The sequence below is a fragment of the Streptomyces sp. NRRL B-24484 genome, from assembly GCF_000717715.1.
Classification (GTDB): Bacteria; Actinomycetota; Actinomycetes; order Streptomycetales; family Streptomycetaceae; genus Kitasatospora.
In genome coordinates this window covers 175,022-194,361 of the sequence record NZ_JOAI01000006.1, presented here as the reverse complement: position 1 = coordinate 194,361, position 19,340 = coordinate 175,022, and the positions used below count along the sequence as shown (strand labels likewise).

Annotated in this window: 20 protein-coding genes and 2 pseudogenes; 7 read left to right on the top strand and 15 right to left on the bottom strand. The window is 76.1% G+C overall.

The genetic code is table 11. From position 1 onward, the window contains the following. Nucleotides 1-60: 60 nt before the first annotated feature. The 3 genes and pseudogenes from IE98_RS0108180 to IE98_RS0108170 form a co-directional block, all read right to left on the bottom strand. On the bottom strand, nt 61-831 hold the full coding sequence (locus IE98_RS0108180) for a hypothetical protein (protein ID WP_030266569.1): 771 nt from the start codon (nt 829-831) through the stop codon (nt 61-63). Nucleotides 832-1,024: 193 nt separating this feature from the next. Further along, nucleotides 1,025-1,186: pseudogene (locus IE98_RS52510) on the bottom strand (transglycosylase family protein); the annotation flags it as partial. Nucleotides 1,187-1,430: 244 nt separating this feature from the next. Next, the gene (locus IE98_RS0108170; protein WP_030266567.1) at nt 1,431-2,183 is read right to left on the bottom strand and encodes a hypothetical protein; all 753 of its coding nucleotides are present in this window, start codon (nt 2,181-2,183) and stop codon (nt 1,431-1,433) included. On the opposite strand from IE98_RS0108170, the gene IE98_RS48945 reads away from it, so the two are divergent. Continuing rightward, complete coding sequence (locus IE98_RS48945; protein ID WP_159400852.1) at nt 2,171-2,308, top strand: hypothetical protein; 138 nt, start codon at nt 2,171-2,173, stop codon at nt 2,306-2,308. The genes IE98_RS0108170 and IE98_RS48945 overlap by 13 nt on opposite strands. A gap of 113 nt (nt 2,309-2,421) precedes the next feature. Here the strand turns inward: IE98_RS48945 and IE98_RS50625 are convergent. From IE98_RS50625 to IE98_RS48940, 3 genes and pseudogenes are all read right to left on the bottom strand, one after another. Next, nucleotides 2,422-2,790, bottom strand: a pseudogene (locus IE98_RS50625) (CHAP domain-containing protein); the annotation flags it as partial. 350 nt (nt 2,791-3,140) lie between these two features. Further along, on the bottom strand, nt 3,141-3,461 hold the full coding sequence (locus IE98_RS44340) for a hypothetical protein (protein WP_052390268.1): 321 nt from the start codon (nt 3,459-3,461) through the stop codon (nt 3,141-3,143). 9 nt (nt 3,462-3,470) lie between these two features. Then, nucleotides 3,471-3,626, bottom strand: a complete 156-nt coding sequence (locus tag IE98_RS48940; protein ID WP_159400851.1) for a hypothetical protein — start codon at nt 3,624-3,626, stop codon at nt 3,471-3,473. A gap of 400 nt (nt 3,627-4,026) precedes the next feature. Between IE98_RS48940 and IE98_RS0108150 the strand changes: the two genes are divergently transcribed. Then, nucleotides 4,027-4,998, top strand: a complete 972-nt coding sequence (locus IE98_RS0108150; protein WP_030266564.1) for a helix-turn-helix transcriptional regulator — start codon at nt 4,027-4,029, stop codon at nt 4,996-4,998. 58 nt (nt 4,999-5,056) lie between these two features. Here the strand turns inward: IE98_RS0108150 and IE98_RS0108145 are convergent, their stop codons facing one another. Both IE98_RS0108145 and IE98_RS0108140 read right to left on the bottom strand, forming a co-directional pair. Then, nucleotides 5,057-6,292, bottom strand: coding sequence for a glycoside hydrolase family 3 N-terminal domain-containing protein (locus IE98_RS0108145; protein WP_234443450.1), 1,236 nt, complete (start codon nt 6,290-6,292; stop codon nt 5,057-5,059). Between the two features lie 141 nt (nt 6,293-6,433). Beyond that, nucleotides 6,434-6,847: an ATP-binding protein gene (locus IE98_RS0108140; RefSeq protein ID WP_030266559.1), complete on the bottom strand. Its 414-nt coding sequence runs from the start codon at nt 6,845-6,847 to the stop codon at nt 6,434-6,436. Between the two features lie 194 nt (nt 6,848-7,041). Between IE98_RS0108140 and IE98_RS0108135 the strand changes: the two genes are divergently transcribed. Next, the gene (locus IE98_RS0108135) at nt 7,042-8,370 is read left to right on the top strand and encodes a hypothetical protein (protein ID WP_030266556.1); all 1,329 of its coding nucleotides are present in this window, start codon (nt 7,042-7,044) and stop codon (nt 8,368-8,370) included. A gap of 18 nt (nt 8,371-8,388) precedes the next feature. Here IE98_RS0108135 and IE98_RS0108130 read toward each other — a convergent pair whose 3' ends face one another. The 5 genes from IE98_RS0108130 to IE98_RS0108110 all read right to left on the bottom strand — a co-directional run bounded on the left by IE98_RS0108130 (nt 8,389) and on the right by IE98_RS0108110 (nt 13,044). Then, on the bottom strand, nt 8,389-9,066 hold the full coding sequence (locus IE98_RS0108130; protein WP_030266553.1) for a phosphonatase-like hydrolase: 678 nt from the start codon (nt 9,064-9,066) through the stop codon (nt 8,389-8,391). Nucleotides 9,067-9,090: 24 nt separating this feature from the next. Then, nucleotides 9,091-10,212 (bottom strand): TIGR03364 family FAD-dependent oxidoreductase, encoded by a 1,122-nt coding sequence (locus IE98_RS0108125; protein ID WP_030266549.1) that lies wholly within the window; start codon nt 10,210-10,212, stop codon nt 9,091-9,093. A gap of 126 nt (nt 10,213-10,338) precedes the next feature. After that, nucleotides 10,339-11,181 carry a PhzF family phenazine biosynthesis protein gene (locus IE98_RS0108120; RefSeq protein WP_267882323.1) on the bottom strand — a complete coding sequence of 281 codons (843 nt, stop codon included), beginning with the start codon at nt 11,179-11,181 and terminating at the stop codon, nt 10,339-10,341. Nucleotides 11,182-11,290: 109 nt separating this feature from the next. Continuing rightward, entirely contained in the window at nt 11,291-11,971 is a 681-nt protein-coding gene (locus IE98_RS0108115) for an ABC transporter ATP-binding protein (protein ID WP_030266544.1), read from the bottom strand. Further along, a complete protein-coding gene (locus IE98_RS0108110) occupies nt 11,968-13,044 on the bottom strand; it encodes an ABC transporter permease (protein WP_030266542.1) in 1,077 nt (358 codons plus the stop codon). Before IE98_RS0108110 ends, IE98_RS0108115 begins: the two co-directional genes overlap by 4 nt. A 172-nt stretch (nt 13,045-13,216) precedes the next feature. Between IE98_RS0108110 and IE98_RS0108105 the strand changes: the two genes are divergently transcribed. Both IE98_RS0108105 and IE98_RS0108100 read left to right on the top strand, forming a co-directional pair. Next, complete coding sequence (locus tag IE98_RS0108105) at nt 13,217-14,554, top strand: sensor histidine kinase (RefSeq protein WP_063748884.1); 1,338 nt, start codon at nt 13,217-13,219, stop codon at nt 14,552-14,554. Then, nucleotides 14,551-15,183 carry a response regulator gene (locus IE98_RS0108100; RefSeq protein WP_030266537.1) on the top strand — a complete coding sequence of 211 codons (633 nt, stop codon included), beginning with the start codon at nt 14,551-14,553 and terminating at the stop codon, nt 15,181-15,183. The genes IE98_RS0108105 and IE98_RS0108100 overlap by 4 nt, the downstream gene beginning before the upstream one ends. A 59-nt stretch (nt 15,184-15,242) precedes the next feature. On the opposite strand, the gene IE98_RS0108095 is transcribed toward IE98_RS0108100, so the two are convergent. Next, entirely contained in the window at nt 15,243-15,866 is a 624-nt protein-coding gene (locus tag IE98_RS0108095) for a phosphatase PAP2 family protein (RefSeq protein WP_030266534.1), read from the bottom strand. Nucleotides 15,867-16,223: 357 nt separating this feature from the next. Here IE98_RS0108095 and IE98_RS0108090 point away from each other — a divergent pair, with 357 nt between their 5' ends. Next, a complete protein-coding gene (locus tag IE98_RS0108090; protein WP_159400850.1) occupies nt 16,224-17,555 on the top strand; it encodes a helix-turn-helix domain-containing protein in 1,332 nt (443 codons plus the stop codon). Between the two features lie 25 nt (nt 17,556-17,580). On the opposite strand, the gene IE98_RS0108085 is transcribed toward IE98_RS0108090, so the two are convergent. Continuing rightward, on the bottom strand, nt 17,581-18,078 hold the full coding sequence (locus IE98_RS0108085) for an SsgA family sporulation/cell division regulator (protein WP_030266529.1): 498 nt from the start codon (nt 18,076-18,078) through the stop codon (nt 17,581-17,583). A 274-nt stretch (nt 18,079-18,352) separates the two neighbouring features. Between IE98_RS0108085 and IE98_RS44335 the strand changes: the two genes are divergently transcribed. After that, nucleotides 18,353-19,327, top strand: a complete 975-nt coding sequence (locus IE98_RS44335; protein ID WP_030266526.1) for a hypothetical protein — start codon at nt 18,353-18,355, stop codon at nt 19,325-19,327. Nucleotides 19,328-19,340 lie beyond the last annotated feature (13 nt).

Genomic DNA, 19,340 nt, shown 5'->3' with positions numbered 1-19,340 from the left:
CCCGGGGACGGCGAAGGGGCGGTGCGCACCCATGGGTGCGCACCGCCCCTCGTCCGCGGGTCAGCCGGCGGCGGGGGTGCCGACGTAGCCGGTCATGTCGGTGGTGGCCCAGGAGGTGCCGGCGTAGGTGGCGCTGAGGTGGCCGCCGTTGGTGGAGCCGACGGTGAAGATGTAGTGGGTGCCGTCGGGGGCGATGGCGTTGCCGATGCTGCCGCCGGTCACCGGCGTGCCGGCCAGGGCGGTCATGTCGGCGCCGGTCCACTGCCCGCCGTTCGGCAGGTAGGTCATGTGGACGTGGCCGTCGGCCGAGTCGGCCGTGACGACGCCGACCGTGCCGTCGGGCTGCAGGAACGCGGCGGGCGCGCCGCCGGCCGAGGCGGGGGTACCGGCCTGGTTGGTGAGGTCGGCCAGGGTGGTCATGTCGGCGCCCGTCCACTGCCCGCCGTTCGGCAGGTAGGTCATGTAGACGTGGCCGTTCGCCGAGTTCGCCGTCACCACACCGACGGTGCCGTCCTTCTGCACGAACGCCGAGGGCGCGCCGCCGGCGGAGACGGGCGTGCCCACCGTGGCGGTCATGTCGGCCGTCGCCCACGTGCCGGCGCTGTTGAGGTAGGTGGCGCTGAGGTGGCCGCCGTCCGCGGAGCCGCGGCTGAAGATGTACAGGGTGCCGTCGGGGGCGACCGTGTTGCTGACGCCGCCCCCGGTGACGGGGGTGCCGGTCTGCCCGTTGAGGTCGACCGTCGCCCAGTTGCCGCCCTTGGGCAGGTAGGTGATCCGCAGGTGGCCGTTCGAGCAGGTAGGTGACCTGCAGGTGGCCGTTGGCCGCGTCACGGGTGAAGGTGTACTGCGTCCCGTCCTCGGCCACCACCGAACCCTCGGCGCCCAGCGACGGAGCCGGAGCCGGCGGCGGGGTGGTCGACGGGTAGGGGTCGGCGTGGTCCGCTCCGAGGCCGGCCTTGGGACCGCACACCGGCCACGCGCCCTGCCCCTGGCCGGCCAGGACCTTCTCCCCGACGAGGATCTGCTGCTGCTTGGTCGCCTGGTACGGGTACCCGGCGTACTGGCCGCCGCCGTAGGCGAGCCAGGTGCTCCGGGAGAACTGCAGACCGCCGTAGTACCCGTTGCCGGTGTTGATGGCCCAGTTGCCGCCGCTCTCGCAGGCGGCGACCTTGTCCCAGGTGCTCACCGAGGCGGCCGAGGCCTCGCCGGCGGCGAGGACCGGGGCGGCGCAGGCGAGGAGACCGGCGGCGAGGGCGAGGGCGGGGATGCGGCGGGGGCGGGTGGTCACGGTCTGCTCCGGTGGTGTGGCGTGGCGGCGGCGGCGGGCGGCGCCGGTCGGGGTCGGTTCCGGCCGGCGATCGGCAGGGCTGGGCCGCCGGGTGCTCCCGCCCCGGTGGGCGGGGCGGGAGCACCCGGCGCGGGCGGGCCCGTCAGCCGGCGGCGGGGGTGCCGACCTGGTTGGTCATGTCGGTGGTGGCCCAGGAGGTGCCGGCGTAGGTGGCGCTCAGGTGGCCGCCGTTGGTGGAGCCGACGGTGAAGATGTAGTGGGTGCCGTCCGGGGCGATGGCGTTGTTGATGCTGCCGCCGGTCACCGCGGTGCCGGCCAGGGTGGTCATGTCGGCGCCGGTCCACTGCCCGCCGTTCGGCAGGTAGGTCATGTGGACGTGGCCGTTCGCCGAGTCGGCGGTGACGACGCCGATGGTGCCGTCGGGCTGCAGGAACGCGGCGGGCGCGCCGCCGGCGGAGGCGGGGGTGCCGACGTAGCCGGTGGCCAGGGTGGTCATGTCGGCGCCCGTCCACTGCCCGCCGTTCGGCAGGTAGGTCATGTAGACGTGGCCGTTCGCCGAGTTCGCCGTCACCACACCGACCGTGCCGTCCTTCTGCACGAACGCCGAGGGCGCGCCACCGGCGGAGACGGGCGTGCCGACGTAGTCGCTCATGTCGGCGGTGGCCCAGGCCCCGACGCTGTTGAGGTAGGTGGCGCTGAGGTGGCCGCCGTCCATGGAGCCGCGGCTGAAGATGTACAGGGTGCCGTCGGGGGCGACCGTGTTGCTGATGCCGCCTCCGGTGACGGGGGTGCCGACGTTGTCCGTGAGGTCGGAGGTGGCCCACTGGCCGCCCTTGGGCAGGTAGGTGATCTGCAGGCAGGTAGGTGACCTGCAGGTGGCCGTTGGCCGCGTCACGGGTGAAGGTGTACTGCGTCCCGTCCTCGGCCACCACCGAACCCTCGGCGCCCAGCGACGGCGCCGCGGCCGACGGCGGTGCGGAGGGCGGCGGGGTGCTGCTGCCGCCCTGCGGGGAGACGTAGCCGCTGATCCGCTGGCTGCCGTAGTACGAGCCGACGGCGGAGCTGTGGGTGGACTGGTGGACGGAGGAGGTCGCCGACCAGTTGCCCGAGACGCCGCTCTCGTTTCCGCCCACGGTGGTGACGGTCCCGTTCCCGACCGCCGTCACGACGGCGACGTGGTCGGCGTAGCCGCGGCCGTCGTAGTTGAAGAGCAGGGCGTCGCCGACCTGCGGCGTGGAGTGCAGCCCCGACCCGTACCGGCCGAAGCTGCCCGCACCGGCGGTCAGCCCGGAGACGTTGTAACCGGCCCGCGCCCACACCCACTTGGCGAAGTCCGCGCACCACGCCTCCGGAGCGCCGTTGGCGCCGGTGCAGCTGGAGTAGTAGCCCGTCCCGCCGGTGCTGTTGGTCGAGCACGCCTTCTTGCCCAGGTTGGCGTTGGCGACGCTCACGATGGTGTTGGTGTCGGCGTGGGCGGACGGCACCAGCAGACCGCCCACCATCGCGGCGGAGGCGAGCAGGGTGGCCGAGGACTTGGCGGCGATGCGGCGGGAACGCAAGGACATGGGAGAACTCCTGACGGGTCGTGGAAGAAAAGTCGAAGGGGGTGCACGCGGCCGGACACCGGCCGGGCGGCACGACGGCCGGGCGGCGGGGCCGTCGGCGCTGTGCGGGGTGCAGCGGGCACGGCGGGACGCGCCGCGGTGCCGTTGGACGATCGGAAGGGGGTGGGGCGGCCCGTGGGCACCGGCCGGAGGGCCGGGGCGGGGACGGCTGTCCTGCAGGAACAGCGGTCACGGCCACGGGTGCGCCGCGGTGGACCCGCCGGGGCGGAGGCCGGTGGCCCGCCGGTTCAGGGCAGGGCGGGTCGGGCGGTCGCCGGAGCGGGTGCCGGTGGCAGGTACCGGCGGCGCAGCAGGGGTGAGGCCAGGTGGCTCCGGTCCATCAGCGCACGGGCACGGGCGGGGCCTGCGTCCGCGTCGGCGGGGCCGGGGGTGCGGGTGAGGAGGTAGAGCAGGAGGTCGACCCGGTCGTCCTCGATGCGGGCGGAGACGTGCTGGAGGCCGTCGTCGGGCCGGGCGTGCGCCCACAGGGCGGCGAGGACCTCGGCCGCCTCACCGGGCGGAACCGGCCCGGGGCACCTGCGGCGCAGGCTGGCGTAGACGATGTCCATGGGGTGGGATCAGCCGCCCCAGCCGAGGCTGTCGGAGGTCCGCACGCCGGTCTGCGCGGCGGCGGTGGCGGCGGTGGCGCCGGCCGGAGTGGTGGGAGCGACGGCCAGGGCGGTCAGGGCGATGGCGGCGACCGCGGCGGCCTGGGCGATACGGGTGCGGATCATGGCGGAGTCCTTCGGCGTTCGAATCTGTACGGGCAAGTCCGTCGGCGCGTCCCGCGGTTGACGCTCCGTCCGGCTGCCGCCCGGCCTGTCGTCCTGGCGGCGATCACTAGCTTCGTCGCTCGCGGAAGCCACCGGAAGGGCTTCCGGGTGTCGCCAACCGGCCAGTCCGACTCCGGACATGCAGCCATGTCCACGTCAGTCAGATTCCCGTCCCGGACGGCCTGCCGGACATCGGCACGACGGTCGATCGGGGGCGATGCGACACAGGACGGAATCAGGCGACATATCCCCTGACCTGCGACGAAAGGCCACCAATTGATCTTGAAAGGGCGTGGCCGGGCTGCGAGGATGCCGTTCTGCCGCCACCGCGGCGCCTGAACCATCGATCCGGGGGGATCTCATGTTGGAGGCACTGGGCCTGTCGGCCGCCGCCACCGCCGTCTACCGGGCCATGCTCGACCACCCTGCCGACGGCGTGGACGAACTGGCCGCCCGCTGCACGCTGACGGCCGTCCAGGTCCACGGCTGCCTCGACGAACTCGGCGAACTCATGCTCGTCCGAGCCTCGGCCGACCACCCGGGGCAGATGCGGGCCATCGACCCCGCGATCGGACTCGCCGACATGGTCGCCCGCCAGGAGGCCGACCTCGCCGCCCGCCAGGCCGCCCTCGCCGCCTCCCGCGCCGCCGTCACCCGCATGGTCGCCGAACGCGCCGAACACCGCGCCTCCCACGGCGAACGGCTGCTCGGCATGGACGCCATCCACGCCCGCCTCGAACAGATGGGCCGCTCCACCACGACCGAGGTCCTCAGCAGCCAACCGGGCAACCAGCGCCCCGAGGACCTCGACGCCTCACGCCCCTCCGACAACGAGGTCCTCGCCCGCGGCGTCACCATGCGCACCCTCTACCAGGACGCCACCCGCCACCAGCCGCACGTCACCGCCTACGCGCACTGGCTGCTGGGCCGGGGAAGCGAGGTGCGCACCGCCCCCGCCGTCCCCCAGCGCCTGATCATCACCGACCGCAGCCAGGCCCTCGTCCCCATCGACCCCGCCGACAACCGCAAGGGCGCCCTCCACATCACCGAACCCGGCATCCTCCACGCCCTGCTCGACCTGTTCGAACAGGCCTGGAACACCGCCGTCCCCCTCGGCGCCACCAGCCCCGCGGACCCGGCGACCGGCCTCACCCCCAACGAACGCGAACTGCTGCGCCTGCTCGGCACCGGAGCCACCGACGACACCGCGGGTCAGCGCCTCGGCATCTCCTCCCGCACCGTCGGCCGCCACATGGCCTCCATCATGGAACGCCTCAACGCCACCAGCCGCTTCGAAGCCGGCATCAAAGCCGCCCAACGGGGCTGGCTCTGACCCGGAGCAGGCCCTCAGGGGCGCGCGGGGTCACCTCGTGTGCACGTGAAGGAACGCCCTAGTGAAGGGCGCCCCGCAGGGTGGCGATCCGGGCGGTGGCGGTGGTGAAGCCGACCCGGTCCAGCCGGCCGTCGGCCAGTGCGCCGGCCAGTGCCTGCGCCGCGAGGTCGCCCTGCCGGGCGTCGCGCGCGGAGCAGAGCACCAGGTCCATCCCGGCCGCGGCGGCCGCCACCGCCCGCTCGCCGGTGCCGCCGAAGCCGTTGAGCGCCCCGGCCTCCAGCGCGTCCGTCACCGTCACCCCGCGGAAGCCCAGCCGCTCGCGCAGCTCCCCCTGCACCACGGTCGGCGAGAGCCCGGCGGGCCGCTCGGCGTCCAGCGCCGGGTAGACCGCCCAGGAGAGCATCACCAGCGGCACCCCGACGGCCAGCGCCGCCCGGTAGGGCGCCTCCTCCACCGATCGCAGGCGCTCCAGCGGCACCGGCAGGCTCACCGGGCCGGCGTCGGTGTTCATCCCGGCCGGCGCCGTGCCCAGCCCGGGGAAGTGCTTGACGGTCGCCGCCACCCCCTCCTGCCGCTGGGCCACCGCGAAGGCCGCCGCCAGATCGGCGACCGCCGCCGGGTCCTGTCCGTAGGAGCGGTGCTTGGCGTCGATGAAGTTGCCGGGCGTCCCGTACACGTCCAGCACCGGCGCGAGGTTGACGTTCAGCCCGGCGGCGGCGAGGTTCTTCCCCGCCTCCGCGCCGGTGCGGGCGGCCACCGCCACCGCGTCCGCCGACTCGCCGACCTCCCGCGCGGACAGCTCCGGGGCACCGGGCAGCCGCCGCACCTTGCCGCCCTCCTGGTCGGTCATCAGCAGCAGCGGCGCCGTCACCGGGCTCTGCCCCTGCGCCTCGCGCAGCCGCTCCACCGCCGTCCGCAGGGTGGCGGTGTCGGGGATGTTCTCCGCGAAGAAGATCACCCCGGCGGCCCGCCCGCCGCGGACCGCCGCCAGCACTGACTCGGGGACGACCGGGCCCGGGTAGGAGTACACGATCCGCTGCCCGGCCAGCTGCTCGTCGGTCACCGGCCCGGACGCCGGGGGCGTCAGCGTCCGCCAGGTGGGCTCCGCCGAGTCGGCGGACCCGGACGAGGGCGGTTGCGACGGGCTCACCCGGGCGCTCCCCGTTCCCGGAGCGGAGGGCGACTGCGGCCGCGCGGCCGCGGAGGACTGCCCGGCACCGGTCCGCGGCGCGGTCGCGCAGGCCGCCATCAGCATCACCAGGGAGACGATCAACCAGCGGGCATGCGACGACACGGGCGCCCTCCTCGGTAGCGGCCCGGTCCGGCCGCCCCCTCACGCTAGACGGCCGCGTCCCGATCCCCGTTCGAGCCACGCACGCCGTCCGGGCGACACACCGCGGACGCCCGGGACCTCGGCGCGGGACGTCGGCGCAGGTCAGCGCAGGTCGGCCCAGGTCACCTTCCCGCCCGCCGTCGGCGCCGTCCCCCAGCGGTCCGCCAGCGTGTCGACCAGGGCGAGCCCGCGGTGGCACTCGTCGTCCTCGGCGGCGGTGAGCAGCGTCGGCGGGGTGCGGCAGGCGTCCTCGACGCTGATCCGGACCCGGCCGTCGAGCCGGCGTCGGACGGTGACCCGGATCCGCCGGCCGCCGCAGTGCCGGACGCTGTTGCCGACCAGCTCGGAGACCACCAGTTCGGCGTCCTCGACGAGGGCGGCCAGCCCGAGGTGGTCGAGGCGGGCCCGGACCAGCCCGCGGGCGAGCTGCGCCGACCGTTCCTCGCACGGCAGTTCGGCCGCGGCGGGCGGAGCCTGGCGCGTCACGGCGGTCGATGACCTCGCGGCGGTCGTCATGGGTCGCTCCTGCTCTCCCGGGACGGCGGGGGACACGGCCTGCCGCCGGTGGGGGGAAACCGGGGCAGGCCGCAGGGAGCCGTCGGATCCAGTCCCTCCAACGGCTCACGTTCAGTCAACTCGTTTACTCCACAGGAGAGAACAGTCCATGCTGTGGACAGGGTTGAACCGGTTGAACACGAGTCGAGGCCGACATGGGACGACGCACGCGTACACCGAACGCCGCTCTCGCCGCGCTGATGCGCGAGGCGGACTGGGGCAACGACCAGCTCGCCCGGGCGGTCCGCCGCACCGGCGCGGAGGCGGGGCTCAGACTCACGTACGACAAGACCACGGTGTCGCACTGGCTGGCCGGGTCGCGGCCGCGTGCGGAGGTCGCCGGGGTCGTGCGGGAGGCGTTCGCGCGGCGGCTGGGCCGGCCGGTGGCGGCCGAGGAGACCGGGCTCGGCGACCGCGAGGCCACCGATCCGGTGAGCGGGCTGGTGGCGCTCGGCCGGGCCGACATGGACCCGTCCCGCCGGAGCGTGCTCGCCGCCGGGCTGTACTCGGCGGCGCTGGCGGTGCCCGGCTTCGGCGAGGCCGCCGAGCGGATCGACCGGGCGGCCGCGGGCCGCACGGTGCGGATCGGCGACGGCGAGGTGGCCACCGTCCGGACGATGACCGACCGGCTGGCCGGCATCCTGGACGAACTCGGCGCGGCGCACGCCCGCCCGATGATGGCGAGTTTCCTGGTGAACAGCGTCGGCCCGTGGCTGCAGGCCGCCGGCAGCGACCGGTCGAAGGGCGGGATGCTCTCCGCCGCCGCGGACCTGACGTACCTGGCCGGCTGGTCCGCGGTCTACGAGCTCGCGCAGGGCCTCGGCCAGTCGTACTACGTGCAGGCGCTGCGCCTCGCCGACCAGGCCGGCGACCACGTGACGTACTGCCGGACGCTGCGCGGCATGTCGCTGCAGGCGTCCAGCCTGGGCCACGGGCCGCGCGCCCTGGAGTACGCGGACTCTGCGGCGCAGGCCGCGCCCGCCGCCGGCCCCCGGCTCACCGCCTTCCTGCGCGGCCAGCAGGCGCACGGGGCGGCGATGGTGAAGGACCGGCGGCAGGCCTTCGCCCGGCTCTCCGAGACCGAGGCGGCGCTCTCCAGGGCGGACGGCCGCAACGACGCGGTCGGCGGCTACGACCTGGCGGCGTACCAGTTCCACCTCGCGCACGTGCTGTACGAGCTGGGCGACCTGCCGGGCTCGATCTCGGCGCTGCAGACCTCCAACCGGGTCCGGCCGCGGGCCGAGCGGCAGGGCCGGGTCCACGGCCTCGGCCTGCTGGCCCGCCGCCAGATGGAGCACGGCCACGTCGAGGCGGCCGCCGCGACCTGGTCGTCCTTCCTGGACGACTACACCGGGATCAGCAGCGTCCGCGGCGACGAGCACTTCGGCGCACTGCGCAGCGGGCTGCGCCCGCACCTGGGCAACCGGGCGGTCGCCCACCTCGACCAGCGGGCCCGCGTGGTGGCCCGGCTGAAGGCGGCCTGAGGCTCCCCCGGCCCGCCGTCAGGCGCCGAGCAGCTCCGGCAGGTCGGCGACCGAGGCCAGCACGTGGGTGGCGCCGTCCGCGCGCAGCCGCTGCTCCTCGTGGGCGCCGGTGAGGACGCCGGCGACGACGGCGGCGCCGGCCCGGGTGCCGGTCAGCATGTCGTAGCCGGTGTCCCCGGCGACGGCGATCTGCCGGACGGAGTCGGTGCCGGTGCGCAGCAGCGCGGTCAGCACCATGTCCGGGTAGGGGCGGCCGCGGCCGGCGTCGGCGGGGCAGAGGGTGAGGTCGGCGAGGTCCTGCCAGCCGAGCGCCGCGAGGATCCGGTCCTGGGTGGCACGGGAGAAGCCGGTGGTGAGGACGGTCGTCAGGCCGGCTCGGCGCAGCCGCCCGATCGCCTCGGCGGCACCGGGCAGCGGGGTGCAGTGCCCGGCGTCGACGAGGTCGTGGTACGCGGCCTCGAAGGAGCGGTTGGCCCGCCGGGCGCGGTCCTCGTCGCCGAAGAGGTGCCGGAAGACGGAGATCTTGGACTCGCCCATGGTGGCGCGGACGTGGTCGAGCATGCGGGCGTGCTCGGCGCTGCCGTCGGCGACGCCGAGGTCGGCCGCGGCGGCGCGGAAGGCCTGCTCGACCAGGCCGCCGTCGGCGACGGTGGTGCCGGCCATGTCGAGGACGACGAGGCGGATGTCGGTGCTCATGCGGGGTGTTCCTTACGGCTCGGCTTACAGCTCGGCGAGGTCGGCGGTGGTCTCGGCGATGGCCGGGGAGCAGGTCATGCCGCGGCCGCCGGGCCCGGTGACCAGCCAGACGCCGTCGCGGATCCGCTCGCGGTGGACGACGCGGGTGGAGTCGAGGCACTGGGCGTAGACGCCAGCCCAGCGGCGGCGGATCCGCGGCAGCGGCCGGCCGAGCAGCTCCTCGGCGACGGCGGTGAAGTGCTCGTACGGCTCCTCGACGGTGTCGAAGCCGAACGGCTGCTCGTACTCGTGGGTGTCGCCGATGGTGAGCCCGCCGTCGGTGCGCTGGACCATGAGCAGCTGCATCCGGTGCTCGGCGGCGGTCTCGCCCTGCGGCTGGACGGCCTTCAGGGCGTCCAGGGCGGTGCCCGCGTAGGCGGGGTAGTAGCGGAAGCTGTCGCCGTCGGCGACGGAGGTGGTCAGCGGCTCGTCCAGCGGGTCGGTCTGCATCATCTGCAGCCGGACCCGGCGGACGGGCAGCTCGGGGGCGAGTTCGCGGACGAGGCCGCCCGTCCAGGCGCCCGTGCAGAGCAGGACGAGGTCGCCGGCGTGCACCCGGCCGTGGTCGTCGCGGACGGCGGAGCCGCCGATCACCTCGCGGACCTCGCGGCCGGGGAGGAAGGTGTAGCGGCCGGTGGCCTCCAGGGCGGCGCGCAGCGCGGGCTGGGCGGCGCGGGGTTCGACCGCGGCGTCGCGGGTGCAGTGCAGGGCGCCGAGGTGGTTGCCGCGCAGGGCCGGGTTGACGGCCCGGGCCTCGGCGGCGTCGAGCAGCCGGAATCCGCGTGCGGCGGCCTCCTCGCCCTTCACCACCTCCTCGGCGACGGCGAGTTCCGCCTCGGTGCGCAGCGCGGTGAGCGAGCCGTTGGCCCGGAAGTGCAGGCCGGGAACGCGCTCGCCGATCCGCTGCCACAGCTCGCGGGCGCGCTGCGCGGTGGCGAGCTCCTCACCGGAGGCGCGACCACCGACCCAGATCAGGCCGAAGTTGCGGACGGAGGCGCCGCGGGCCTCCGCCTCGCGCTCCAGGTGGACGACCTCGTGGCCGCGCTCGACGGCGTGCCAGGCGTGCATGGTGCCGAGCACCCCGGCTCCTACGACGATGACTCTCATGCGGCCAGCCTCGGGCGCCCGGGTGTCCACGGATCGTCCGGTCGGCGGCCCGCAGATGAACCGGCCGCAAAGTTGTACAGACAAGATGCACCGGTCGTTCCGCCGGACCGGGCCCCGGACCAGCCGTCAGCGCAGGCGGGCGGTGCGCTCGACCACCGCCTCGGCGCCGACCCGCACGGCGGCCCCGGGCCCGCTCCCCCGCAGCGCGGCCGTGACGGTGGCGGGGGCGCCGAGCGCGTCACCCATGTCGACCGCGACGGAGGGCACACCGGCCCCGGCCAGACGGGCGGCGACGCACGCGGTGCTGTTGACGTTGGCGATGTCCTCGGGGACACCGATCGACGGGGCGAACATCCGGGCCGCCAGCCGGCCCCCGGCGGTCGGCGGGCCGTACGCGTAGCAGCCCAGGAGACCGAGCCGGTCGCAGGCCGCCCGGAGCCGGTCGGCGTCCGGGGCGAGCGCGGCCAGTTCGGACCGGCCGGCCACCGGGACGAGCAGCCGCGGCCGCCCCGCCGAGGCGACCCGGGCACCCCCCGCGGGCCCGCCGGGCGGAAGACCGAGCGCCTCCAGCACCTCGTCGAACGCACCGGCCGCCGCGGGCCCGCACACCTCGACGGCCCCGACGTCGAACGAGGCCGTGAGCATGCCGCCGACCCGGGCCGCCCGACCTGCAAAGACCCCGGCCGCCGTCCGCACGACGGCCCGCAGCTCCCCGCCCCCGGCACGCTCGGCCAGCAGGGCCAGCGCCGCCAGCGTCCCGTGGCCGCACGCGGGCAGCTCCCCCGCGGCGGTGAAGAAGCGCAACGACACGTCCGGGCCGCCCGGCCCGGCGTCCGCCACCGAGACGAACACGGCATGCGAGGCCCCTGTCCGAACGGCCACGTCCCGCCCCACGGCCTCCCCCGCCCCGGCCCCGACCACCACCGCCGTCGGACTGCCACCGCGCCCGTCCCGCAGACAGACCCGCACGACCGTCACGGACAGACCCCCACCGTCGACCACCGCCCCAGCACAGCACCCGCCCCGGCTCCCGTAAAGACCGCCGCTGCCGGGACCGGCCGCCGTCCGGAGCCCGGCGTCAGGCCCCGGCGAGGACCCGCAGGCGGCCGTCGCGGACCTCGGCGATCCGGTCGGCGGCGGTGAGGTGGGTGCGGTCGTGGGTGACCAGCACGGTCGCGGTGGACCGTTCGCGGGTGAGGGCGGCGAGCAGGTCGACGACGGCGGCGCCGCGCTCGTGGTCGAGGGCGCTGGTGGGCTCGTCGACCAGCAGCACCTGCGGCTCGTTCATCAGGGCACGGGCGATGTTGACCCGCTGCCGCTGGCCGCCGGAGAGCCGGCCGGGGCGCCGGTCGGCCAGGTCGGCGAGACCGACCGCGTCGAGCAGGTCCAGGGCGCGGGCCCGGGCGCCCCGGGCGGGACGGCCGGCCAGGTGGGCCATCAGCTGGAGCTGTTCGACAGCGGTGAGCGAGGGCAGCAGGTTGGGCTGCTGGAAGACGATGCCGATCCGGTCGCGCCGCAGTTCGGCCCGCCCGGCTGCGGTGAGGCCGGCGGTGTCGGTGCCGTCGACGAGGACCCGGCCGCTGTCGGGGGCGATCAGGGTGGCGGCGACGGCGAGCAGGCTGGACTTGCCGGAGCCGGACGGGCCGACCACGGCGGTGAGCGAGCCCCGCGGCACGTCCAGGCCGACCCGGTCGAGGGCGGTGAGGCGGCCGTCGCCGTCGGGGTAGCTGAGGGTGATGTCGGCGAGGTGGAGGCTCATCGGGTGCTCCCCAGGGCGGTCAGCGGGTCGACGGAGGTGATGCGGCGGACGGCGAGCGCGGCGCCCGCCGAGCCGAGCGCGACCATGACCAGGGCGGGCAGCAGCAGGGTCGGCGCGTCGAGGACGAAGGGCACCGTGCCGGAGACGGCGGCGCCGGCCGCCGCCGCGATGCCGCTGCCGAGTGCGGTGCCGAGCACCAGCAGGACGGCGGCCTGGCCGAGCGCGTCGCCGGTGAGTCGGCGGGTGGAGGCGCCGAGCGCCTTGAGCACGGCGATGTCGCCGGTCCGCTGGATCGTCCAGACGGTGAAGAAGGCGCCGATCACCAGCGCGGAGATGGCGAACAGGAAGCCGCGCATGAGCTGCAGCGAGCCGTTCTCCGAGGTGTAGGCCCCGATCGCGGTGAGCGAGTCGTCGCGGCTCAGCGTGCGGGTGCCGAGCCGGGCGTCGGCGGCGGCGAGGTCGGTGCCGGGGCCGGTGCGCAGGGCGACCACCGTGGCGTGCGGGCCGTCCCCGGCGGTGCCGGGGGAGATCGTCTGCCAGTCGGCGAGGCTCGTCCAGACCACCGGGGTGTGGTTGTACGCGGCGTCCCCGGCGATCGCGGCGACCGCGAGGGAGCGGCGGGCGAGGACGACGGTGTCGCCGGCCCGCACCCCGAGTTCCTCGGCCGCGGTGGCGGAGAGCACGGCCGTGCCGTCGCGGACGGGCTGCGGGGCGAGGCCGGCGCCGGGGCGGCTGCCGAAGGCGGAGACGGCGGTGGAGCGGGGGCCGGCGACGGCCTTGGTGGTGGCGACGCCGAGCGGTTCGGCGGCGCGGACGCCGGGCACCGCCGCCCACTGCTGCCAGCTCCGCTCGGGGAGGACGGAGTCCCCGAAGGAGGGCCCCCGCCCGTCGGCCGGGGCGGCGAAGGCCAGGTGGTCGGCGTCCAGTCCGGTGACGGCGGAGACGTTGCCCCGGGCGAGGCCCGCGGTGAGGCCGGACAGCAGCCCGACCAGCACGGTGATCAGCACGACCACCGCCCCCATCAGGGCGAACCGGCCCTTGGCGAACCTCAGGTCCCTCCAGGCGACGAACATGACGGCGCGGGCTCCTTCCGCAGTGGTTCCGGTGGACGGGCTCCACTCTCGTCACCGCGCCTCGGCTTCACATCGCGCCGCGGTTCGATCCTTCGGAATCGAAGGGCGGTGACCGGAATCAACCTTTTGATCGATCGGTGGGCCGGGGGTCGCCGGGTACCGTGGAGGCACCATGAACCCCCGCGCCCTGACCCCCGTGCTGCGTGTCGTCAACCACTGCCTGCACCTGCTGGTCGCCGGGCTGCTGGCGCTGGCCGCGGCCCGGGCGGTGCACGGCGGCGGGCCGGACGCCCCGCGGGCGGTGCTCGCCGCCCTGACCGCGGGCGCGGTGTACGCGGCGGGCCCGCTCACCCCCGCGGTGGGCCGGCGGCGGGCCGCCACCGTGCTGTGGCTGGCCGCCCTGGGCGCCGCCTGGCTGGCGCTGCTGGCGGTCAGCCGGGACGGCGTGTGGCTGGCCTTCCCGCTGTACTTCGTGCAGTTGCACCTGCTGCCGCGGCGGGCCGGCCTCGCCGCGGTGCTCGCCACCGCGCTGGCCGCGGCCGGCGGCTTCGCGCTGCACCAGGGCACGCTGGAGGCCGCGGCCTTCATCGGCCCGGTGCTCGGCGCGGCGGTCGCCACCGCGACGGTGCTCGGCTACCAGGCGCTGTACCGGGAGAGCGAGCAGCGGCGGCGGCTGATCGAGGAGCTGCGCACCGCCCGGACCGACCTGGCCGCGGCCGACCACGCGGCCGGGGTGCTCGCCGAACGGGAGCGGCTGGCCCGCGAGATCCACGACACCCTGGCACAGGGCCTCTCCTCGATCCAGCTGCTGCTGCGCGCCGCCGAGCGCGCCCTGCCGGGCGACCCGGCCGCCGCCGAACGGCACGTCCGGGTGGCCCGGGAGGCCGCCCAGGACAACCTGGCCGAGGCCCGCCGGTTCGTCCGCGAGCTGGCCCCGCCGGTGCTGGACGGGCTGCCGCTGGCCGGCGCCCTGGAACGGCTCTGCGCGACCTCCGCCGACCGGTACGGGCTGCCGGTGCACTTCACGCTCTCCGGCTCCCCGGCGCCGCTGCCGGGCCCGTACGAGCCGGCGCTGGTCCGGGTCGCCCAGTCGGCGCTCGCCAACGCGGCGCAGCACGCCGGGGCCCGCCAGGTCGAGGTGACCCTGAGCTACATGGGCGCCGAAGTGGCGCTGGACGTGGTCGACGACGGCTCCGGCTTCGACCCGGCGGCCGTCACCGGCGACGGCGGGAACGGCGGCGGGAACGGGGGCGGCGGCTTCGGGCTGGCCGCGATGCGGCACCGGGTGCAGGCCCTCGGCGGCAGCCTGACGGTGGAGTCCGCGCCGGGCCAGGGCACCGCGGTGGCGGCCCAGCTCCCGCTGCCCGCCCCGGCCGGCCACCGGAGCGAGCCGACCCCCGCGGTCCACCGGGCCTCCGCGACCCACCGGACCCCCGCGGAGCCGGCCCCCGTACGGTCTGCGGACCGGGGCGTACCGGCGGCGCGCGAGGCGCAGGAGGAGCGGGTATGACCGCCGCGATCCGGCTGCTGCTGGCGGACGACCACCCGGTGGTGCGGGCCGGGCTGCGCGCCGTCCTGGAGACCGAACCGGACCTGGTGATCGTCGCCGAGGCCGCCACGGCCGAGGAGGCCGTCCGGCTCGCCGCCGAGCAGCCGGTCGACGTGGTGCTGATGGACCTGCAGTTCGGCGCCGGGATGAACGGCTCGCAGGCCACCGCCGAGATCACCGCCCGGCCGGGGGCGCCCCGGGTGCTGGTGGTGACCACCTACGACAGCGACGCCGACACCCTGAGCGCGATCGAGGCCGGCGCCACCGGCTACCTGCTGAAGGACGCGCCGCCCGCCGAGCTGGCCGCGGCCGTCCGGGACGCGGCGGCCGGACGCACCGCCCTCGCCCCGGCGGTGGCCGACCGGCTGCTGCACCGGATGCGCACCCCCGCGACGGCGCTCAGCCTGCGCGAGGTGCAGGTCCTGGAACTCGTCGCCCGCGGCCTGGCCAACCTGGACGTGGCCCGCGAACTGCACATCAGCCAGGCCACCGTGAAGTCCCACCTGGTGCACATCTACGCCAAGCTCGGCGTCGACTCCCGCACCGCCGCGGTCGCCGCCGCCACCACCCGCGGTCTCATCCGCCGCTGACCGGCCGGGGCGCGGACCGCCCGGATGCCGGGCCGCGGGCCCCGCGCCGGGCGCCCCGATCAGGCGGGTGCGCCCACGCCGAGGACACCGCCCAGCCGCCCGGCCCGGGCCCGCTCCACCAGCGGCGCGGCGCGGCCGGCGGCGGCGCCGAGCAGCACCCCGGCGGCCAGCCCGATCACGGCGCCCGCCAGCACGTCGTGCGGATAGTGCACGCCGACCCAGACCCGGGAGGCGCCCATCAGCACGGCGGCGACCGTCGCGACCGCGCCGAGCCTGCGGTTCGCCGTCCAGAGCGCCGCCGCGGCGGCGAAGGCGATCACCGTGTGGTTGCTGGGGAAGGACCAGTCCCCGGCGGCCGGACAGCTCTCCAGGGTGACCCGGACGGCCAGCTGCCGGCACGGCCGGACCTCCTCGACCGCGGACTTGAACACGGTGTCCGCGACGTAGGCGGCGACCACCACCACCGGTGCCGCAAGCGCCCGGGCCATCACCGCCGGTGCGGCGCCGCGCGCCTGCCACCAGGCGCCGAGCATGAGCAGGGCGAACACCCCGAGCCCGAGCGCCGACCAGTCGGCGATCAACCCGTCCAGCCAGCCCGGGGCGGAGCCCGCCCATCCCACGACCCGGGTGTAGAGACCGCCGTCGATCCCGCTGCCGTCGTAGGCGAGCAGTGCTGGTGTCATCGGCGGACCTCCGGTGCGCGTGCAGCGGCTCCCCGGGGACGCCGCGATCGTCTACATGGACGTAGACGGTCGACACGACTGTAGACGACCCCCGGACCGCCCGCCGCCGCACCCGGGCACCCGCCGGCCCGCCCGCCGGCGCCGACCGCCCGCGCACGCCCCCTGACGGAACGTCACCACCCGTGCACGCGGCGGCCGTCCGCGCCGGAGCCGCGCCGCCCGCAACCACGCGAACCGGCCATCATGGCCGATCCGGGACGGCAAAAATGAGAATTCCGACTCCCTCGGCATGTCCAGATCGAGCAGCCTTACCCTGTCTGCGGACCGGGGAGAGTCGACGAAGGGCGGGTGATGGGTGTGCGCAGCACGCACCGGCCTGCCCGGAACCGCCGCGCGCCGCTCTCCGCCACCGCCCTCACCACCACCTACGACCTCGTCCTCGGCGCCGGCCCGCACGACACCGACCTCGCGGGCCCCGTCCCCAGGCCCGAGATCACCGACTCCTGGGAACGGCTGCGCCGACTGGGTCTCGACCCGGACGCGGGCCGCAACGTCCGCCGGATCGGCGTCGCCGACGTCCAGCACCGCCGCCGCGCCTCACAGCTCGACACCCTGCTGCCGATGCTCCGCACCACCCTGCTGGCCTCCGACGACGCCCCCGTCCTGCTCGCCGTGACCGACCCCGAGGGGCACCTGCTCTGGCTCGACGGTGCCCGCCACCTGCGCCGCAACGCCGACGACATCGGCTTCGAGACGGGCGCCCGCTGGACGGAGGACGAGGTCGGCACCAACGGCATCGGCATGGCGCTGCGCACCGAGCGGCCGATCGCGGTGCACTCCGCCGAGCACTACCTGCGCAGCCACCACGCCTGGACGTGCGTCGCCGCACCCGTCCGGGACCCGCGCACCGGCCGGCTGCTCGGCATCCTCGACCTTAGCGGGCCCGCCCACCAGGTGCAGCCCCACCTGATGCGGCTGACCGCCACCGCCGCCCGGCTCGCCGAGGCCGAGCTCCGGGCCGCCCAACTCGAATCGCTGCACCGCCTGCGCACCCTCGCCACCGGCCTGCTCGCCCGGGTCAGCGGGCCGGCCCTGGTCGTCGACGGTGCCGGCTGGACGGCGGCCGCGGTCGGTGTCCCGCCGGTGCAGCGGTTGCGGCTGCCCGCCGAGGGCTGGGGCAGCCGACCCGTGGAGTGGCTGCCGACGCTCGGCGAGTGCGCGGTGGAGCCGCTCGGCGGCGGCTGGCTGGTCCGCCCGCTCGGCGCCACGTCCGCCGGGGTGGCCGAACAGAGCACCGGCACCCGTGTCCGGCTCGACCTGCGGCAGCCCGGACGGCCCGAACTGCACGTATCCGGCGGCGCGGGCAGCTGGTCGCACGTCCTCAGCCCGCGGCACGCCGAAATGCTGCTGCTGCTCGCGGTGCACCGCACCGGGCTGAGCGCCGCCCAGCTCGCCGAGGGCCTGTTCGGCGACCGGGCGCGCACCGTCACCGTCCGCGCCGAACTCTCCCGGCTGCGGCGCTACCTGGGCGCCCTGCTGGACCACCGCCCGTACCGGCTGACCGCCTCGGCCGCCGTCGCGGTGGACGGTCCGGCGGAACCGCTGGACCTGCTCGCGACCTCCTCGGCCCCGGCGGTCCGCGACCTCCGCACCGCCCTCCACGCCGGCACGGCCCGCCTGCCGGTCTGAGCGGCCCGCGAGGGGCGCCCGCCGGTCAGCCCGTGGCGAGGAGGGCGGCGAGTTCGGCGTCGGTCGGGCCCGCGCCCAGTTCCTCGTCGGCGGAGATCAGCGCGTAGGTGCGGTCCAGCCAGGCCCGCACCCGCGGCAGCGAGGCCTCCAGCATGGCGCTGCCGTGCGGGGAGTCCAGGGCGATGTGCAGGGTGGAGCCGTGGCAGGGGCAGTACGCCGGCCACAGCTTGATGTCGCCCTGTCCGCTGATCACGTCCATCCCGTCGCGCAGCAGGTCGCGCGAGAACACCCAGTCCGCCTCGTCGGGACGGCCCAGGTGGAAGGTGAGCAGCACCTCGCAGGGCCGCTCGGTGTCGTACCGGAAACGGGTACGCACCTCTCCCACCTGGTCGTCGTCCAGCGCGATCCGCAGGGTCATCACCTCGTCCAGCACCGCTCGTGCGGCGGTGGTTCGGCCCGGGTCGTCGCCCGTGGGGGTGGCGGCGATCGGGTCGGAGGGTACGGACAGCGGGTCGCGCGGCATGACGGTCTCTCCGAGGCGGCTGGGGTTCGCTCCAGCCTGCGGCACGCGGGCGCGCGGGGCAACGGTTGCAAGAGGTTGCACCGACCGCGGAACCGTACGATTGGACGGTGCGTCAGTTATCCGCCACAGTACGTCATTACGGTTAACACATCCGTTGCGTTCCGGGTCTGGCGGAGACCGCGGTCACCGCTGCTACATTCGTGCCCTTGTCACTGCGGCCGGGGGCCCGCGGCACCCCGGGAGCAACGGCATCGGGTGGGGAGGAGGGGAGCCGGTGGCGCTCCGCGAGGACACCGGGCCGGGCCGCACGGCCGTCCGGTACGGACGGCACAGCCGGCCCAAGCCGATCGGGGGCAGGTTCCGGCTGCCCACCATCCGCTTCTCCGGCGCGGCGGTGGCGATGTCCACGGTGGTCGGGATCAGCATCGCGACGACCTGGCTGCTGAACGAGCAGCAGGGCGTCGGACGCCGGCCCGGCATGTCCAACGTCGGTGCCAGCCCGCCGCTGCCCAGCCCGGACGGACACGGCACCACGAGCGCCGCCGCCGTGGCGGAGACCGTGCACACCGCGCCCACCGCGCCGACCCGCAGCACGCACACCGGCAGCGCGCCCGCGGCCGCCTCCGGGCGCCCGTCGGCGGCGGCCCCGGGCAGCGGCGCGCCGTCCGCGGGGGCGCCGAGCGGCTCGCCCTCGCCCTCGCCGAGCGGCACCGCGGCCACCGGCACGCCCGGCACCTCGCCGTCCCCGCAGCCGCCCGCCGCCCGGCCGCTCGCCCCGCAGCCCGCCCGGCCCGGCCCGGCCACGCCGACCGGCCGTCCGACCCCCGACGGGAAGACCGGCGTCGAGCCGCTCTCCGGCCGGGCGAACGTCGAGCTGATCGGCCCGGCCGGCACCCGGCACACCCTGCTGCTGGAGGTGCGCGAGCCGATGACCGCGCTCCAGGTGGAGCTGCGGCTGCTGCGCCCCGTGGTGCTGCCCGGCACCGCACCGTGGACGAGCCTGCCCGGGGCGGTCACCACCGTCTCCCAGGAGCGCGGCGTGCTGGTCCACCGGTACACCCTGCCGGGCGGGCTGGACATCGAGCCCGGCACGTACGCCTTCGAGGTGCTCGGCACCCGGCTGCCCGGCAGCGGCCGGCCCACGGGCACCGTCCAGGAGACGTGGAGCGCCTCGGCGTTCGTCCCCCACGGCCGCGATCCGCACGCGGTCGCCGTCCGCGGCGTCTTCGAGTGGCCGCGCGGCTCCTGACCCCGGCATGCCG

Excerpts from the sequence above, each read along its gene's own strand:
- IE98_RS44340 (WP_052390268.1), bottom strand. The coding sequence starts at position 3,461 with ATGGACATCGTCTACGCCAGCCTGCGCCGCAGGTGCCCCGGGCCGGTT.
- IE98_RS48940 (WP_159400851.1), bottom strand. The coding sequence starts at position 3,626 with ATGATCCGCACCCGTATCGCCCAGGCCGCCGCGGTCGCCGCCATCGCC.
- IE98_RS0108105 (WP_063748884.1), top strand. The coding sequence starts at position 13,217 with ATGAACCCCCGCGCCCTGACCCCCGTGCTGCGTGTCGTCAACCACTGC.
- IE98_RS0108135 (WP_030266556.1), top strand. The coding sequence starts at position 7,042 with ATGGGACGACGCACGCGTACACCGAACGCCGCTCTCGCCGCGCTGATG.
- IE98_RS0108095 (WP_030266534.1), bottom strand. The coding sequence starts at position 15,866 with ATGACACCAGCACTGCTCGCCTACGACGGCAGCGGGATCGACGGCGGT.
- IE98_RS0108100 (WP_030266537.1), top strand. The coding sequence starts at position 14,551 with ATGACCGCCGCGATCCGGCTGCTGCTGGCGGACGACCACCCGGTGGTG.
- IE98_RS0108115 (WP_030266544.1), bottom strand. The coding sequence starts at position 11,971 with ATGAGCCTCCACCTCGCCGACATCACCCTCAGCTACCCCGACGGCGAC.
- IE98_RS0108110 (WP_030266542.1), bottom strand. The coding sequence starts at position 13,044 with ATGTTCGTCGCCTGGAGGGACCTGAGGTTCGCCAAGGGCCGGTTCGCC.
- IE98_RS0108140 (WP_030266559.1), bottom strand. The coding sequence starts at position 6,847 with ATGACGACCGCCGCGAGGTCATCGACCGCCGTGACGCGCCAGGCTCCG.
- IE98_RS0108150 (WP_030266564.1), top strand. The coding sequence starts at position 4,027 with ATGTTGGAGGCACTGGGCCTGTCGGCCGCCGCCACCGCCGTCTACCGG.
- IE98_RS0108125 (WP_030266549.1), bottom strand. The coding sequence starts at position 10,212 with ATGAGAGTCATCGTCGTAGGAGCCGGGGTGCTCGGCACCATGCACGCC.
- IE98_RS0108130 (WP_030266553.1), bottom strand. The coding sequence starts at position 9,066 with ATGAGCACCGACATCCGCCTCGTCGTCCTCGACATGGCCGGCACCACC.
- IE98_RS0108085 (WP_030266529.1), bottom strand. The coding sequence starts at position 18,078 with ATGCCGCGCGACCCGCTGTCCGTACCCTCCGACCCGATCGCCGCCACC.